The sequence below is a fragment of the Psychrobacillus sp. NPDC093200 genome (assembly GCF_050280345.1).
In the GTDB taxonomy this organism is placed as follows: domain Bacteria; phylum Bacillota; class Bacilli; order Bacillales_A; family Planococcaceae; genus Psychrobacillus; species Psychrobacillus faecigallinarum.
The window spans coordinates 59371-74420 of record NZ_JBNNVC010000005.1; the positions used below are offsets into that span (position 1 = coordinate 59371).

Annotated in this window: 15 protein-coding genes; all 15 read right to left on the bottom strand. The window is 38.3% G+C overall.

Features of this window, described 5'->3' with window-relative positions; genetic code table 11:
* Nucleotides 1-146 precede the first annotated feature (146 nt).
* The 15 genes from ACQKNZ_RS17110 to ACQKNZ_RS17180 all read right to left on the bottom strand — a co-directional run bounded on the left by ACQKNZ_RS17110 (nucleotide 147) and on the right by ACQKNZ_RS17180 (nucleotide 14982).
* Nucleotides 147-2597, bottom strand: coding sequence for an ATP-dependent Clp protease ATP-binding subunit (locus ACQKNZ_RS17110; RefSeq protein ID WP_151112030.1), 2451 nt, complete (start codon nucleotides 2595-2597; stop codon nucleotides 147-149).
* Nucleotides 2594-3691 (bottom strand): protein arginine kinase, encoded by a 1098-nt coding sequence (locus ACQKNZ_RS17115; protein WP_144540916.1) that lies wholly within the window; start codon nucleotides 3689-3691, stop codon nucleotides 2594-2596. The genes ACQKNZ_RS17110 and ACQKNZ_RS17115 overlap by 4 nt, the downstream gene beginning before the upstream one ends.
* On the bottom strand, nucleotides 3681-4223 hold the full coding sequence (locus tag ACQKNZ_RS17120; protein ID WP_144540914.1) for a UvrB/UvrC motif-containing protein: 543 nt from the start codon (nucleotides 4221-4223) through the stop codon (nucleotides 3681-3683). Before ACQKNZ_RS17120 ends, ACQKNZ_RS17115 begins: the two co-directional genes overlap by 11 nt.
* A 15-nt stretch (nucleotides 4224-4238) precedes the next feature.
* On the bottom strand, nucleotides 4239-4712 hold the full coding sequence (locus ACQKNZ_RS17125; protein ID WP_144540913.1) for a CtsR family transcriptional regulator: 474 nt from the start codon (nucleotides 4710-4712) through the stop codon (nucleotides 4239-4241).
* A gap of 166 nt (nucleotides 4713-4878) precedes the next feature.
* Nucleotides 4879-5337 (bottom strand): GNAT family N-acetyltransferase, encoded by a 459-nt coding sequence (locus ACQKNZ_RS17130; RefSeq protein ID WP_144540910.1) that lies wholly within the window; start codon nucleotides 5335-5337, stop codon nucleotides 4879-4881.
* Between the two features lie 11 nt (nucleotides 5338-5348).
* Nucleotides 5349-6356 (bottom strand): ribosome small subunit-dependent GTPase A, encoded by a 1008-nt coding sequence (gene rsgA, locus ACQKNZ_RS17135; protein WP_144541042.1) that lies wholly within the window; start codon nucleotides 6354-6356, stop codon nucleotides 5349-5351.
* A gap of 381 nt (nucleotides 6357-6737) precedes the next feature.
* A complete protein-coding gene (locus ACQKNZ_RS17140; RefSeq protein ID WP_144540909.1) occupies nucleotides 6738-7637 on the bottom strand; it encodes an ABC transporter permease in 900 nt (299 codons plus the stop codon).
* Nucleotides 7615-8538 carry an ABC transporter ATP-binding protein gene (locus ACQKNZ_RS17145; protein ID WP_144540906.1) on the bottom strand — a complete coding sequence of 308 codons (924 nt, stop codon included), beginning with the start codon at nucleotides 8536-8538 and terminating at the stop codon, nucleotides 7615-7617. The genes ACQKNZ_RS17140 and ACQKNZ_RS17145 overlap by 23 nt, the downstream gene beginning before the upstream one ends.
* Before the next feature lie 99 nt (nucleotides 8539-8637).
* On the bottom strand, nucleotides 8638-9366 hold the full coding sequence (locus ACQKNZ_RS17150) for an ATP-binding cassette domain-containing protein (protein WP_427660835.1): 729 nt from the start codon (nucleotides 9364-9366) through the stop codon (nucleotides 8638-8640).
* On the bottom strand, nucleotides 9363-9731 hold the full coding sequence (locus tag ACQKNZ_RS17155; RefSeq protein WP_144540902.1) for a GntR family transcriptional regulator: 369 nt from the start codon (nucleotides 9729-9731) through the stop codon (nucleotides 9363-9365). The genes ACQKNZ_RS17150 and ACQKNZ_RS17155 overlap by 4 nt, the downstream gene beginning before the upstream one ends.
* Nucleotides 9724-10524 (bottom strand): hypothetical protein, encoded by an 801-nt coding sequence (locus tag ACQKNZ_RS17160; RefSeq protein WP_427660837.1) that lies wholly within the window; start codon nucleotides 10522-10524, stop codon nucleotides 9724-9726. The genes ACQKNZ_RS17155 and ACQKNZ_RS17160 overlap by 8 nt, the downstream gene beginning before the upstream one ends.
* 531 nt (nucleotides 10525-11055) lie before the next feature.
* Nucleotides 11056-12018, bottom strand: a complete 963-nt coding sequence (locus ACQKNZ_RS17165; protein WP_427660839.1) for an ABC transporter ATP-binding protein — start codon at nucleotides 12016-12018, stop codon at nucleotides 11056-11058.
* Nucleotides 12019-12029: 11 nt separating this feature from the next.
* Nucleotides 12030-12953: an NlpC/P60 family protein gene (locus ACQKNZ_RS17170; RefSeq protein ID WP_427660841.1), complete on the bottom strand. Its 924-nt coding sequence runs from the start codon at nucleotides 12951-12953 to the stop codon at nucleotides 12030-12032.
* The gene (locus ACQKNZ_RS17175) at nucleotides 12950-14044 is read right to left on the bottom strand and encodes a mandelate racemase/muconate lactonizing enzyme family protein (protein ID WP_154312059.1); all 1095 of its coding nucleotides are present in this window, start codon (nucleotides 14042-14044) and stop codon (nucleotides 12950-12952) included. The genes ACQKNZ_RS17170 and ACQKNZ_RS17175 overlap by 4 nt, the downstream gene beginning before the upstream one ends.
* Before the next feature lie 14 nt (nucleotides 14045-14058).
* Nucleotides 14059-14982 carry a S66 peptidase family protein gene (locus ACQKNZ_RS17180; protein WP_154312058.1) on the bottom strand — a complete coding sequence of 308 codons (924 nt, stop codon included), beginning with the start codon at nucleotides 14980-14982 and terminating at the stop codon, nucleotides 14059-14061.
* Nucleotides 14983-15050 lie beyond the last annotated feature (68 nt).

The following is a 15050-nucleotide window of genomic DNA, read 5'->3' on the forward strand; positions in this document are numbered from 1 at the left end:
AAAATGGAGAAAAGCGGATGAGCAGCTTTTTTCCATTTGACCTCTAGTGGCTAGGTGCTGGAGCTAGACAAATACTTTACACAAAAATCATAAACTTTCTTAACCTGTAAAAAAGGCATTCCGGTAATCTCGGAATGCCTATATTATTAACTTTCTGTGACAGGTTCTGTTGTACGAACAACAAATTCGTCATTTTCTACATCAAATACTACACGCTGACCCGTTAAAACTTCCCCTTTCAACAATTCCTCTGAAAGGCGATCCTCCACATGTTTTTGTAATGCACGGCGCAACGGACGTGCTCCGTATGTTGGATCGTAACCTTCGGTAGTAATTTTGTCTTGGGCAGCTTCCGTAAGCACTAGCTCTATTCCTTGTTCTTTTAGACGCTTCGCTAGCTGTTCTGTCATTAATGTCACTATTTGTTTTAAGTGTTCTTTTTCTAATGAGTGGAACACAATCATTTCATCCAAACGGTTTAAGAATTCTGGGCGGAATGCTTTTTTCAATTCTTCAAGCATTTTACCTTTCATATCTTTGTAATCCGTTTTTCCAGCCTCTTGTAGATTAAATCCTACATGCTTATTGTATTTAAGTGCGTCAGCTCCAACATTTGACGTCATAATTACTACTGTATTACGGAAGTCCACCGTACGTCCTTTAGAATCTGTTAAACGACCATCTTCTAATACTTGTAGAAGGATGTTGAAGACATCTGGATGTGCTTTTTCGATTTCATCTAAAAGAATAACCGAATACGGCTTGCGACGAACTTTTTCCGTTAATTGACCACCATCATCGAAACCTACATATCCAGGAGGTGAACCTACTAAACGAGAAGTAGAGTGTTTTTCCATGTACTCAGACATGTCTACTCGAATCATTGCATCCTCGTCCCCGAACATTACCTCTGCCAATGCGCGAGCTAGTTCTGTTTTACCTACTCCTGTAGGACCTAAGAAGATAAACGAACCGATTGGACGCTTAGGATCTTTTAGCCCTGCGCGAGCACGACGGATAGCACGAGAAATAGCATCTACAGCTTCTTTTTGACCTATAACTCGTTCATGTAATTTGTCTTCTAGTTTTAATAATTTCTCAGATTCTGTTTGAGCAAGCTTGGAAACAGGGATTCCCGTCCACATAGAGACAACAGAGGCAATATCCTCTACAGTAACTTCTGATTCTTCTTTGCCTTGTTTTTCTTTCCAAGTGTTTTTCATTGTTTCTAATTTATCTTTTATCTTCTGTTCTTTATCACGGAAAGATGCTGCTTTTTCAAATTCCTGGCTTTGAACAGCTGCATTTTTCTCAGAACGAACAGCTTCTAACTTAGCTTCTAATTCTTTTAAATTAGGAGGAGTTGTATAGGAACGAAGTCGTACCTTAGAACCAGCCTCATCGATTAAGTCTATCGCTTTATCAGGCAAGAAACGGTCTGAAATGTAACGGTCTGACATTTTAACAGCTGCTTCTACTGCCTCATCTGTAATTTTCACTCGGTGATGCGCTTCATAGCGGTCACGTAATCCATAGATAATTTGTATCGCTTCTTCAGCAGAAGGCTCGTCAACTTGAATCGGCTGGAAGCGACGTTCCAGTGCAGCATCTTTTTCAATATATTTGCGATACTCATCTAAAGTAGTTGCACCGATACATTGAATCTCTCCACGAGCTAGAGCAGGCTTCAAAATATTAGAGGCATCGATCGCACCTTCTGCTCCACCAGCACCAATTAATGTATGAAGTTCGTCGATGAATAGAATGACATTCCCTGCTTGGCGAATTTCATCCATTACTTTTTTCAAGCGGTCTTCGAATTCTCCACGATATTTAGTACCAGCAACAACCGTACCCATGTCTAAAGTCATAACACGTTTATCTCTTAATATTTCCGGTACCTCATTTTGTACAATTTGTTGAGCAAGACCTTCTGCAATTGCAGTTTTACCAACACCTGGTTCTCCTATAAGAACTGGATTGTTTTTCGTACGACGAGCCAAAATTTCTATAACGCGTGTAATTTCCTTGCTACGGCCGATGACTGGATCTAGCGTACCTTCTCTTGCAATTTGAGTTAAATCCCTTGCTAACCCGTCTAACGTAGGCGTGCTAGCTGGAGCGACCCCATTGGAATTGCTATTACTATGAGATTGATCGGAGCTTCCTAATAATTGAAGTACCTGCTGGCGCGCTTTGTTTAAGCTTACACCTGCATTGTTTAACACTCTTGCAGCTACACCTTCTCCTTCACGGATTAACGCGAGAAGTAAATGCTCTGTTCCAATATAAGAATGACCAAGCTTTCTAGACTCATCCACTGAAAGTTCAATCACTTTCTTAGCGCGAGGCGTATAGTGAACAATAGGGCCGACTTCCTCTGCCCCAGTTCCAACTAGCTCCTCAATACCTGCTTCTATTACTTTTGGATCTACTTCAATTGCTTCTAAAGCTTTTGCCGCAATACCACTGCCCTCTCGAATAAGTCCAAGTAATATATGTTCTGTTCCTATAGATTCGTGCTTTAAGCGAATAGCCTCTTCTTGAGCTAATTGTAAAACTTTTTGCGATCTTTGCGTAAATCGATTAAACATCATGCAGGTTCCTCTCCTTTTGTTTTCTCTTTTTCTCCTTTTTGCAAACGTTCCCTTAACAGCTTAGCTCGAAACATATCACGCTCCGAAGCATTTAAAGTTGTACCAGCATACTTTTGTAAAAATCCTGGCTGCATAAAAACCATACATTCATTTAAGATAGACATATCCACATCTTGAATAAGTCCAATATCTATCCCTAAGCGTACATCGGATAGGCATCTTGCTGCCTCCTCCGTTGTCATAAGACGAGCATAGGATAAGGTTCCTAACGAACGATAAAGACGATCCTCTAGTGTATTGGGAGAATGCTTTAATAGTGCATCTCGTGCTTCTCTTTCTTTTTGAATAATTTGTTCCGTAATGCTTTGAAGATCAGCAAGTATATCCTCCTCAGTCTTACCAAGTGTCGTTTGATTTGATACCTGATAAACATTGCCGAGCGCTTCACTACCCTCTCCATATATCCCTCTTACTACCATTCCAAGTCGAGAAATAATGGTTACTATTCGATTCATTTGTTTTGTTTTCGTTAATGCAGGTAAATGCATCATAACTGATGCCCTAAGTCCAGTGCCCGTATTAGTAGGGCAACTTGTTAAATATCCAAACTGTTCATCGAATGCGTAAGGTAATTCTTTTTCCAATAAGCTATCTATATTATCTGCCCGTTTATAAGCCTCTTCAATTTGGAGGCCTGGAAAAAGGCACTGAATCCTAATATGGTCCTCTTCATTTACCATGAGACTAACAGATTCATCCTCCGATAAAAGGACGGAGCCTGTATTCGGAGAATTTGCCAATTTGGGACTGATCAAATGCTTTTCTACTAACACTTGGCGTCCGAGCTCAGATACATCTTTTATCTGAATGGAGGAAAATTTCATTTGCAATGCTTCATCAGCAGCATCCAACAAAGTGGCTGAAACAGATTGGTCAATTTTATGCGCTTCGTCCTCTGTAAATGCAAGAGGGAAGCGAAATCCATTCAGATTTCTAGCCAATCGGATCCTTGTGCTCATCACAATGTCAGAATGCTCTCCTTCCCCTTCCATCCAACTAGATCTGGAATTATCTAAAAAGTTATCAACCGACATAGTGGTCGCCACCTCCTTCGACAAGCTGTTTTTCTAGTTCTTTTACTTCATCTCTCAGCTTAGCGGCATCCTCAAATTGTTCATGCTCGACAGCATCCTTCATTTGTGTACGTATTGCTTCAATTCTTTTCTTTAAAGCTATTTTTTCACCAAGTACCCCTGGTGCTTTTCCAATATGTGTCGTATTGCCATTATGCAGACGTTTTAAAACTTGGGGTAAATGAGGACGAAAGCTTTCATAACAAGAAGCGCATCCAAACTTACCTTCCTCTAAGAACCTCTCAATAGACCAGCCACATTCATTACATTCAAGTGTTTTCTGTTGTTTTTGTTGAACCATCTGCTGATCCGCGTGGTTAAACCAATTAGATAGAAGCTGATGGAGAGATAATGGGTCTTGTTTATATTCAACATAAAACGGGTGTAGGCTATTTGCACAAACCTCACAATAATGTCGTTCAAAGTGTTCTCCGTTATGCACCTGTGTAACCGTCACTTTGGCCGGTCTTTGCTTACAATTTTCACAAATCACTTTTCAACACCCCGTTCATTTTTCACTTTTTTCATATTTTAACGTTAATAGCATCGCACAAAGTATTCGTGCTCTTAGATCGTCTCTTGCAGGCAGTGGGATGGCTAAAGTCGTTCTGGCTAAGGCTGCTAAAATAATTTTTGCTTCTCGCTTAGTTATCACTTCTTCATCCAATAATCTAAATACAATATCTTCTGTCGCGGACTCAGACGCCCCGGCTTCCAGACTTTGTATTATATGCTCAATCAATTCAGCTTTTGTATGGGCCCGAACGCGGAGGATTCGAATATACCCACCACCACCTCGCTTACTTTCCACCAAATAACCACGGTCCTGTGTAAATCGAGTGTTTATAACATAATTTATTTGCGAGGGGACACAGTGAAATTTTTCAGCGATTTCACTTCTCTTTATTTCAATCTGCCCTCTACTTTCTTCTTCGATAATTGACTTCAAATAACCTTCAATAATGTCAGATATATTTCTCATCTTCTCTCACCTCTTCTCATTAAAACTGACTTTGACTATATTTGACTATATTATATAGCGAAATTTTTGTATGTGCAATTGATATGCCTAACATAAAAACAACAAAAAAACTACCAACATTTATTGTCAGTAGTTTTAGGTTGTATCAAAATGGAAACTTATATTCTTATATTTGTGAATTGTATTTGAGTTGTGTAATAAAAAAATTAGGCTCTACTTCAATGTCCTTTATTTTGGAAAAGTTGTGTCTTTCGTACAAAGTAAGCGCCGGTTTATTTTTTGCACCAGTAGTTACTATAACACTTACACTATCAGGAGCGAGGTCCAATACGTATTTTAACAGCTCAGTAGCTATTCCCTTCCTGAAATGATTAGGGTGGACAATTAGCCTACAGATATCCATTTCATCTCCATTAATTTCATATGAAATAAAACCAAGCAGTTGTTCCTTTTCATACTTTCCTATATAAATTTCTTTAGAAGCTTTAATATCCTCTGTAGTTTCCTTAAGCTGCGGAATGCCATCAAAACCGATAATCTCCGCTTCCTTTCGATAAGCCGGAAGCTGTACTTCAAGCATTTCTTCTGCTACAGATTGATTGTGATGATCAAGTAATAAAATCATTGAGTACCTCTTTAAACTTTTCTTTTTTTATTGTTTTTTTGGGCTTTAGATAATTGCTTCCATTTATCTCGCTCTGTTTTTTGTGCAGCCAAGTCGTTTTTACGTTCCATATGGGCTAGTTCACGTAATAATTTTACATAGCTCCTATAACGATCCTCTTTTAGCACACCAGAACGAATAGCCTCCTGAATCGTACAGCCAGGCTCTTTTTTATGCTGACAGTCTCTAAATCGACACTGCATTGCAAGCTCTTCTATATCTTGGAAGCTGTTGCTAATCCCCTCGCTTGAATCCCATAGCTGAAATTCTCTCATCCCTGGTGTATCTATCAATAGCCCTCCTCCAGGTAACAAAGAAAGCTCTCTATGAGTTGTTGTGTGACGCCCCTTACTATCATCCTCTCGAATGTCACTAACCGCCATCACTTCTTCTCCTGATAGAGCATTTATCAAGGAGGATTTACCTACACCTGAAGAGCCAAGTAATGCACCTGTCTTCCCTTCGCCAAGAAGAGCGGCCAAGTCTTCTATTCCTTCTCCTGTAACACTAGAAACAGCAAAGATTTCGACGCCAAATGCAATAGATTCGACTTCATTGATATAATAATCCAATTGCTCACAAGCATCTTTTTTCGTTAGAACAACTACTGGTGTCGCCCCCGAATCCCAAGCTGCGAGTAAGTAACGCTCTAACCTTCTAACATTGAAGTCTTGGTTGAGTGACATCACTAAAAACACATAATCTACATTCACTGCAACCAATTGAATTTCCATAGTTGTACCAGCCACTTTTCTTGAGAATTGCGATTGTCTCGGTAAAACCTGTTGAATAATCCCTTTCTCTTCTCCTGGCATTTGCTCTAAAACAACCCAATCTCCTACTGCCGGAAAAGCTTCTCGATTGTTGTCAAATTTAAACTTACCTGAAAGGGAGCATAGCCACTCTCCATCATTTGTGACTACTCGATATAAATGTTTATGCTCGAGTAAAACTCGGCCTACTAATCCTTTGCTCGTCATCTTTTCTTCCCATTTACTATTCCATCCATACTTTTCGATTAAATTCAATTTAAATTTCCTCCTAATTTTCCCTAAAAATATTTTAATCGCCATTTTTTATTCGGCGAAATACTGGGCAACAAAAAAACCATGATTGCACGAATCAGCAATCATGGTTTCCCGATCATTAGTAAAGAAATTTCAAAAAGTATGGAGAAATAAGCTCGATTGTCTGTTTACAATCAAACCAATACCTATTCAGCCTACATTTAGAAAATTACAGAGTGGGACATCATGAACTTACTGATTCGTTTTGTGTTATATACAATAGCCATAATGCCTCACTCCTTTCCTTAAGTTAAATTCAGAATACTACAAGTTTTTGAAATATGCAATAGGCAATTACGCCGTTACATCACGTTTTGTAAATGACCAGTAGCTTGTTACTAGGAATATTAACAGATACACGACAATTATTATAATAGAAAAACTTAAGGTCATGCTTTCTATTAGCGGTGTATTTGTTCCGATAAATTGACTTAAATTTGTATTGGCAAATATAATGTATTTCGGAAATTCAAAGTCCAGCATTGCAAGAATTTGAGTTACTTGTACTCCTGCAAACATTAGGAAAATAGATATTCCAATTGCTAATGAGCTAGAGCGGAACACTGAGCCAATCATAAAAGCTAAGGATCCAATTACAAATACATTTACTAAAGACAGAGCAGTTAAAAGCAATAATCTGCCCCAGTACGAAACCTCCACTACCTTGCCATCGACTAGCTCTAACTGCGTACCTGGAATATTATCAAAGAAAATGTATCCAAAGATTATTCCCGAAACAAGAAGAACTATCGACATCATAATTGCAAACAGACCAACTGTGATTAGTTTAGACGTTAGAATTTTCCATCGCTTCATTGGTCTCGTTAGTAACATTTTAATTGTTCCTTGGGAAAATTCAGAAGCTACTATTCCACCAGCCACTACTACCGTAAATAATGTGACAACGGACATCATATTTGGAAGACCGCTGATAAACCCTTGTGCACTATCATCGACGATAGGAGACAAATTATTATCAGTTCTATATTTAGTTAGTTCAGGACCCTCAGAAATGGCAGTCATCTCTTCTACAGTAATAGTTTCTCCTTCACTACTCTGTGAAATATCTATTGAATAGACCCATTTTACAAGACCAGCCGAAGCAAGCATTAACAACACGAGCAATATAGTCATTACCCATGTTGATTTTTTAGTCCAAAGCTTTAACCACTCATTTCGTACGAGATTCAGCAATTTGCCCACCTCCTGTAATTTCTAAGAATTGATCTTCTAATGTTTTTCTATGTGGTGTTACGGAATAGATTTGTAAATCATTTGTAATCATTTCTGCAACAAAAGCAGGAACTTCTTCTTTGTTTAGAGGGATTACATAGCCAGTTCCTAAAGACTCAAAGGTGATTTCCTTATAATTAAAGAAATCTACTACCTTTTCTTGATTTGATGCTTCAATGTAATAATGAGATTTTTGCTGTTCATTTACCTCTTTAATAGATAAGAGCTTCCCATTTTGAATCACTGCAATTCTATCGCACATTAACTCTATCTCAGCGAGCAGATGACTTGAAACAAAGATAGACACACCTTGCTCTACTGCTATTTTTCTTAAATACATACGAAATTCACGAATACCTGCTGGATCTAGTCCATTGGTAGGCTCATCTAAAATGAGAAATTTAGGCTTATGTAAGATAGCCTGCGCTAAACCTAGACGCTGTCTCATTCCTAGAGAATAAGTAGATACCTTTTCGTTAATACGCTTTTGAAGTCCTACCTGAGCAATCACTTCGTCAATGCGTTCCTTGGTTATATTCTTATTCATTCGTGCAAAATGAACTAAATTCTTATACCCACTCATATATTTATACATTTCAGGGTTTTCTACAATCACCCCGACCTTGCTCATGGACTCCTCAAAATTCTCTGAAATAGGCTTCCCCTCTATAAATACCTCTCCTGATGTCGGCTCCATAAGACCTGTCATCATTCGAATAGTGGTTGTTTTCCCAGCTCCATTCGGCCCTAAAAATCCTGTTATTTGTCCAGGATATAAATCTAATGTAAGATCATCAATAATTTTCTTTTTCCCGATTACTTTAGTAAGATTTTGTAGTCTTACTATTGGTTTTCTCTCCATTTAATTCACCTTCCTTATCAATAATTTTGTTCTTATTAAGGTATACGTCTATAAACTAAATAAGTTCTATAAAATTCCATTTATATTTTTCTTGGAAATTTAATACGACTTTGCTGCTTCTAACTCGTTCTCTCTTTGTTCTTGGAATAAGTTGGTCATCCAAGACGTAATATCTTTTCTTTGTGATTCTCTTATATCTTCGACCAACTCATGAGCAATAACCGAGCCCTCACGCATCACGACAATTTCATCTAAAATTGGTTCCATATCCTTCAGCTCGTGAGTAGATAAAATTATAGACTGTGTCTCTATATCTATAAACTGTATAAACCCTCTTATAATAGACTGTCTTACCATTGGGTCTAAGCCAGAAAGAGGCTCATCTAGCAGATAATAATCTACCTCTCTCCCTAGTGTAGCGGCAATTTTTGCTCGCCCTCGATTTCCCTTTGATAATTTTTTTAAAGGGGCATGTAAATCTAGCTGTAAAAAATCTGCTACGATACAAGCCTTATCATAACTAAAATCATCGAACTGAGAATCATAGAATCGAAATAGCTGTTTCACTGTGAAATATGGAAAAACGTCATCCGCGTCTGGTAAATATGCTATTTTTTTAGCTACGAGATATGACACAGGCTCTCCATCAATTTGAATGGACCCACTTTTAGTAAGCAATACCCCTGCCATCAGCTTTAAAAGTGTAGATTTCCCACTTCCATTTTCACCGACTAAACCAATTATTTTACCTTTTGCAAAAGAAATTGTTACATCATTTACCGCTATTTTGCCTCCATACCTCTTAGTTAACCCTTTTATATCAATCAATTCAACTCACCTCTTTTACGGGAGGATAATTGGACAATAATCTCCTCTTCTGTAAATCCAAATGACTCCATTTGATGAAGAAATGTAGTTACTAGCGTCTGCTTCATTTCTTCTCTTAGCTCTTCTAATCTTTGCATATCCTCAGTCACGAACGTCCCCTGCCCTCGTTTGGTCTCTGTTAGGTGCAACAACTCCAGCTCCTTATAGACACGTTGCATTGTATTGGCATTAACACCGAATTCTAGTGCATATTCTCTTACCGAAGGTAAACGATCTCCAGGCTTCACGTTTCCCTTTAATAAATCCCCAAAAATTTTCTCCATGATTTGTTGATAGATGGGCTTATCCGGAAGAAAATCAATCATAGGTGTATCCTCTCACTTTCCTTTGTAAAACAAATGTTGAGATTATAAATAAGCATGTAAAAACAACAAATTCCAATATAATTTGTCCTACGTAAAAGTGATCCGTAACCTCTAAAAACATATAAAAATCTTTGGAGCTAATTTCTCCTACATTCATCTCAGGCAGGTTTACTTTCCAATAGCTAGTTAGTGTTTCATATAGCTTACTTTCTGTAAATTTTGCGTAGTTATGGAATGCAAAGAAAAAGAAGACGATAGATACTATATTAGATAACGCTTTATTGATTGGCCTTAAAAGTCGGCCAAGCACCCAAGTAACCAAGATTCCGATAGTAAAAGTAAGTGCTGCAAAAGCTGAAGTAAATAAAAAATATACCTCTAATTTCATAATCCATACCATACTAATATCCTCTAAGGGTTGGAAAAGCCAATAACCAATCATTGCAGTTATTATGACAACTAAAAGTGATATAAAGGTGAATACAAAAAATGCAAATAGCTTTGCCCCAAGCAGCTTATACATAGATGCATTTGAATGAAACCACATGTCCGAACGTTTCATATCCTTTTCTAAGCTTGCAAAGAATAAAATAGGCATTCCTATAATGTGCCCCAAAACCCAAATCGATGATAAAACAAGCAGTACATTCCCTAAACTAAAATCTATTCCGAAGATTACCTTTAACAAATATGGGCCCATTAGTACTACCAGTACATTAATAAGTAATCCAATTAAAAGCAAGGATTTATACGCCATCCATTCTTTCCAAATCAAGCCTTTCCATTGACTCATATTTCATCCTCACCATCCTAGTGTATTAGTTACATAATACACTAGGATTTAACATAGAGTCAAACAAATTTTCAATTTAATTCCTTTCATGGGAATAGCGTATGAAAGAATGAAAGGCAGATTCCGTCAACCATAGCCCTTTCTATTTGATATCAAGGGATAATGTTTGTAAAGCTAGATCACCACTTTGAAAAAAATAGAAAAGCTCCAGCACCTTTTTATATTTCTAAAAAAGTAAAACTTGGAACAAGTATGGTGGTTTACCGCTTTATACGGACGCTTTCCGCGTGGGAAGCGATAAGTCATCACCCCACTGGAGTCGTCGCCTGTCGCTTCAATCCACAACATTATAAATGTTGGATGAAGAACAAACTCCTATATATAAAATTAAATTTTTCTTTAAAAGATCTTTTTGATCTGCTCAACTTCGCTAAACTTAAAGGTCTATAGCTTGTGGGACATAATTTATATAGTTCTCAGTAAATAAAAACCACCAATCCAATGTTAATTAGACTGGTGGTTTTTAAAATATCAATTATAAAGATGACATGCTACAAAGTGACCCGGCTCTTGCTCTTGCCAAATCGGCTTTTTCTCTGAACATATTGCCATAGCGTGCGGGCAGCGAGTGCGGAATACACAGCCTGACGGTGGATTGATCGGACTTGGCAACTCACCTTGAAGGATAATTCGTTGACGAGATTCTTCGATATCCGGATCTGGAATTGGGATAGCGGACAACAATGCCTGAGTGTAAGGATGTAATGGGCTATCGTATAATTGGCTACTTGTTGTCAGCTCAACCATATGCCCTAAATACATTACACCGATACGATCAGAAATATATTTAACCATAGACAAGTCATGCGCTATAAATAAGTAGGTCAAGCCTTTTTCTTTTTGAAGGCGCTGTAATAATTTTACTACCTGGGCTTGTACCGAAACATCCAATGCTGATATTGGTTCATCTGCTATGATAAATTCCGGATCTAAAGCAAGGGCTCGAGCAATTCCAATACGTTGTCTCTGCCCTCCAGAGAATTCATGGGGATATCGATTGGCATGATCACGATTAAGACCAACATCCTCTAACAATTCATAAACCCTTTCTTTTACCTCTTTTTTAGAGTTATATAGTTTATGAATTTCCATAGGCTCAGCGATAATTTCTAAAACAGTAGACCTTGGATTTAAGGATGCATAGGGATCTTGGAATATCATTTGCATTTTCTTTAAATAATTTTTGCGTTCTTTATCGTTCATTTCATGTACATTTTTCTCTTCGAACAGCACATCTCCCTCTGTTCGGTTATACAAACCTAAAATAGTGCGACCAGCAGTAGATTTTCCACAGCCTGATTCCCCAACTAGGCCAAATGTTTCTCCCTTGAAAATTTCAAAGCTAATACCGTCAACTGCTCTTAATGTACTGCCCTGACCTACATCAAAATGACGTTTTAAATCCTTTACAGATAATAGAACATTCTCCGTCATATGTTTCCCCCCTAACCGTCATATCTTCTTACTGCACATATCTCTTTTTCTAATTTTGAGCCTTCTAATACTAAAATCTCCACCGACTTACCTGTCGAAGGCGAATGTAATAATTGGCCGTTCCCATAGTAAAACCCAACATGTCGCACGGGTCCAGTTCCTTCATCATTTGCAAAAAACAACAAATCTCCTCTTTTCCATAAAGAGGGGTCATCCTTCGACACTTCTTTTCCTTTTATGGCCTGATCACTTGCGTCACGAGGGATCAAATAGCCACACGCCTTTAACATATTGTATGAAAAACCAGAGCAATCATAGCCGTATGGGGACATTCCTCCCCATAAATAAGGTAAATCTAAATATAATTCTCCCAGCTTCACCGCTTCCTCTGGTGGAAGTTTTGGTAGTTGCTCAATAGACTCTGCAAATTGTACATTTTCTTTTCGGAGCAATGTCTCTCCATTTGGAGCTTGAACCTTATAATAGCTACTTGTTTCCGATATAACAGGAAGGATTGCATTAAATGGTAGAACAAGTAGGGGTTTCTCTTCCATATCCCATAGCTGAGTTTTACTATCCTTCACTCGGACAATGCCTTTATTTTCGACCTCAGTTACTTCTTTTAATTGGACTAAAGGCACCCAACCAGGATATCCTCTTACATCTTTTTTAGATGGTTGCCACACTGCGATAATTTTAGCCCAACCGTCACTTATCTCATCCACAATAACCGGCTCACCATAGAGGAGTTGGGTTTGAACACGATTTTCATCACATAAAGCAAGACGTTCCTTGTATGGAAGAGCTTCTAGCCACTCTCCTAACTGAACAGGATTTGAAATTCCTGGACTGTCTACTTCTCTAGCAGAAGCAGGCTCTGTCCAAACAGTTGCTACCTTTACTGCACAAATCCAATGATTACTTACTAACGTCATTGCTTCTCCCCCTCCGTTTTTATGCTCTCAATCCCTAATCCATAGCCTTCTGAAAATGTCATGCTGCTAGCTTGATAGATTACACCACCAGTGACTATGTCCTCTGCAAGCATTAATGGAGCATCGAAATCATAGAATTGAACATTTGGTTGGCTTGCTGCGAAATGAGCAGCTGCTGTTATGCCTAATTTAGTTTCGATCATGCTGCCTACCATACATATAACTCCACTTGCCTCTGCTAATGCGTTAATCTTTATAGCTTGATGAATACCGCCAGATTTCATTAATTTAATATTAATCATGTCAGCAGCACGCATGTCTAACACACGTTTGGCATCATATACAGAGAAAACACTTTCATCCGCCATAATAGGAGTGATTGTTCTTTCAGTTACGTATTTTAAGCCCTCTATATCATCTGAAGATACTGGTTGCTCAACAAATTCAATATTTAGCCCTGCGTCTTCCATTGTTCCGATAGCACGGACTGCTTCTTTTGCATTCCAGCCCTGATTGGCATCTAATCTAATTTTAATTTCTTTCCCTACTCGCTTCCTAATAGCCTGAATACGATTAATGTCTTCTTGAATTGTACCTATTCCAACTTTCACCTTTAACGTTTGAAAACCTTGACCAACATAACGATAGGCATCCTCTGCCATCTCAATAGGATCATTAACGCTTACTGTAAAATCAGTAATCAGCTTGTTTCGATATCCTCCTAAGTACTGGTATAGTGGTAGTTTCGCATATTGACCCAAGAGATCAAAGATAGCCATATCAACAGCAGCTTTAGCACTCGAATTTCTGACAATAGCTTTATGAATTCTTTGAAAGATTAACTCTTTCTCTAATAAAGAAAGCCCAATTACTTGTGGGGATATTACTTCGTTTATAGCGTAACGAATACTTTCCAAAGAATCACCAGTAATTACATGTGTTGGAGGAGCCTCCCCAAAGCCCACTCTTCCTTCTTCGGTAGTTACCTTCACGACTATGGAATAAGCAGTAGTGACCGTACGAAGTGCGGTTTTAAAAGGTTTTGTCAGTGGCACTGCCACATAAAATGTCTCAATAGATTGTATTTTCACTCGTGACCCCCCCCTTACTCAACTCCAGGTAATATTGCTAGCGTCAAATTCTCCGTATTCAGTACCGCTTCCACTCCTAAAGGAATTGCAAAGTGCGGCTGACAATGACCAATCAGAAAACCTTTTAATGCTGGCTTCCCTAAATCCCCTAAATAATGATTAAAAACTTCATCCATCGTTAATGATTTTTTTCCTCTCTTAGGCTCCGCATCACAGAAATCTCCAATGACAAACCCAGCTGCCGCGTTTAGCTTACCCGCTAACCTTAGTTGATTGAGCATACCGTCCACCTTGTAAGGCTCTTCTCCAATATCCTCTATTAATAACAGCTTCCCTTGAGTATCAACTTCATATTTAGTCCCTATCCCACTTGCAAGAAGTGATAAATTACCGCCTACAAGTTCTCCTCTAGCGACTCCAGGCGAAACAACTGATAGAGGAGATATATCCTCTGTATAATGTAGCTCCATTGGCTGGAATAATTGAAGAAACATTTTTTTAGATAAATCACTAAATGTACTTTTTCCAACGTCTGACGCTAACATAGGGCCGTGAAATGTAACGATATCAGAGTATAAATTCATGCTAGTATGTAAATATGTAATGTCTGAGTAACCCCAGAAAACTTTAGGGTTTTCATTCATTAGTTGATAATCTATTTGGTCAGCATACCTTGCCGTACCATAGCCTCCACAAGCACATATAATACCGTCTATATTTGGGTCCGCGAACATCTCATGTAAATCTTCTAGTCGCTCTTCGTCTGTGCCCGCTAGATACCCATTAACTTGTTCTACACTTTTTCCCATCCTATAAGATAATCCTAATTCCTCTAAAAACGATAGGGAGCGATTCAGTTGATCTATATTAGGTGGACTAGCTGGAGCAATAATCCCAATTGTGTCCCCTTTTTTTAATCGTTTTGGTCTTATTTTCATATGTATAATCTCCTTTGTTTATAAAGAAAAGGGGCGGCACTCGTAAAAGTGCCGCATCTTTTTTTAGG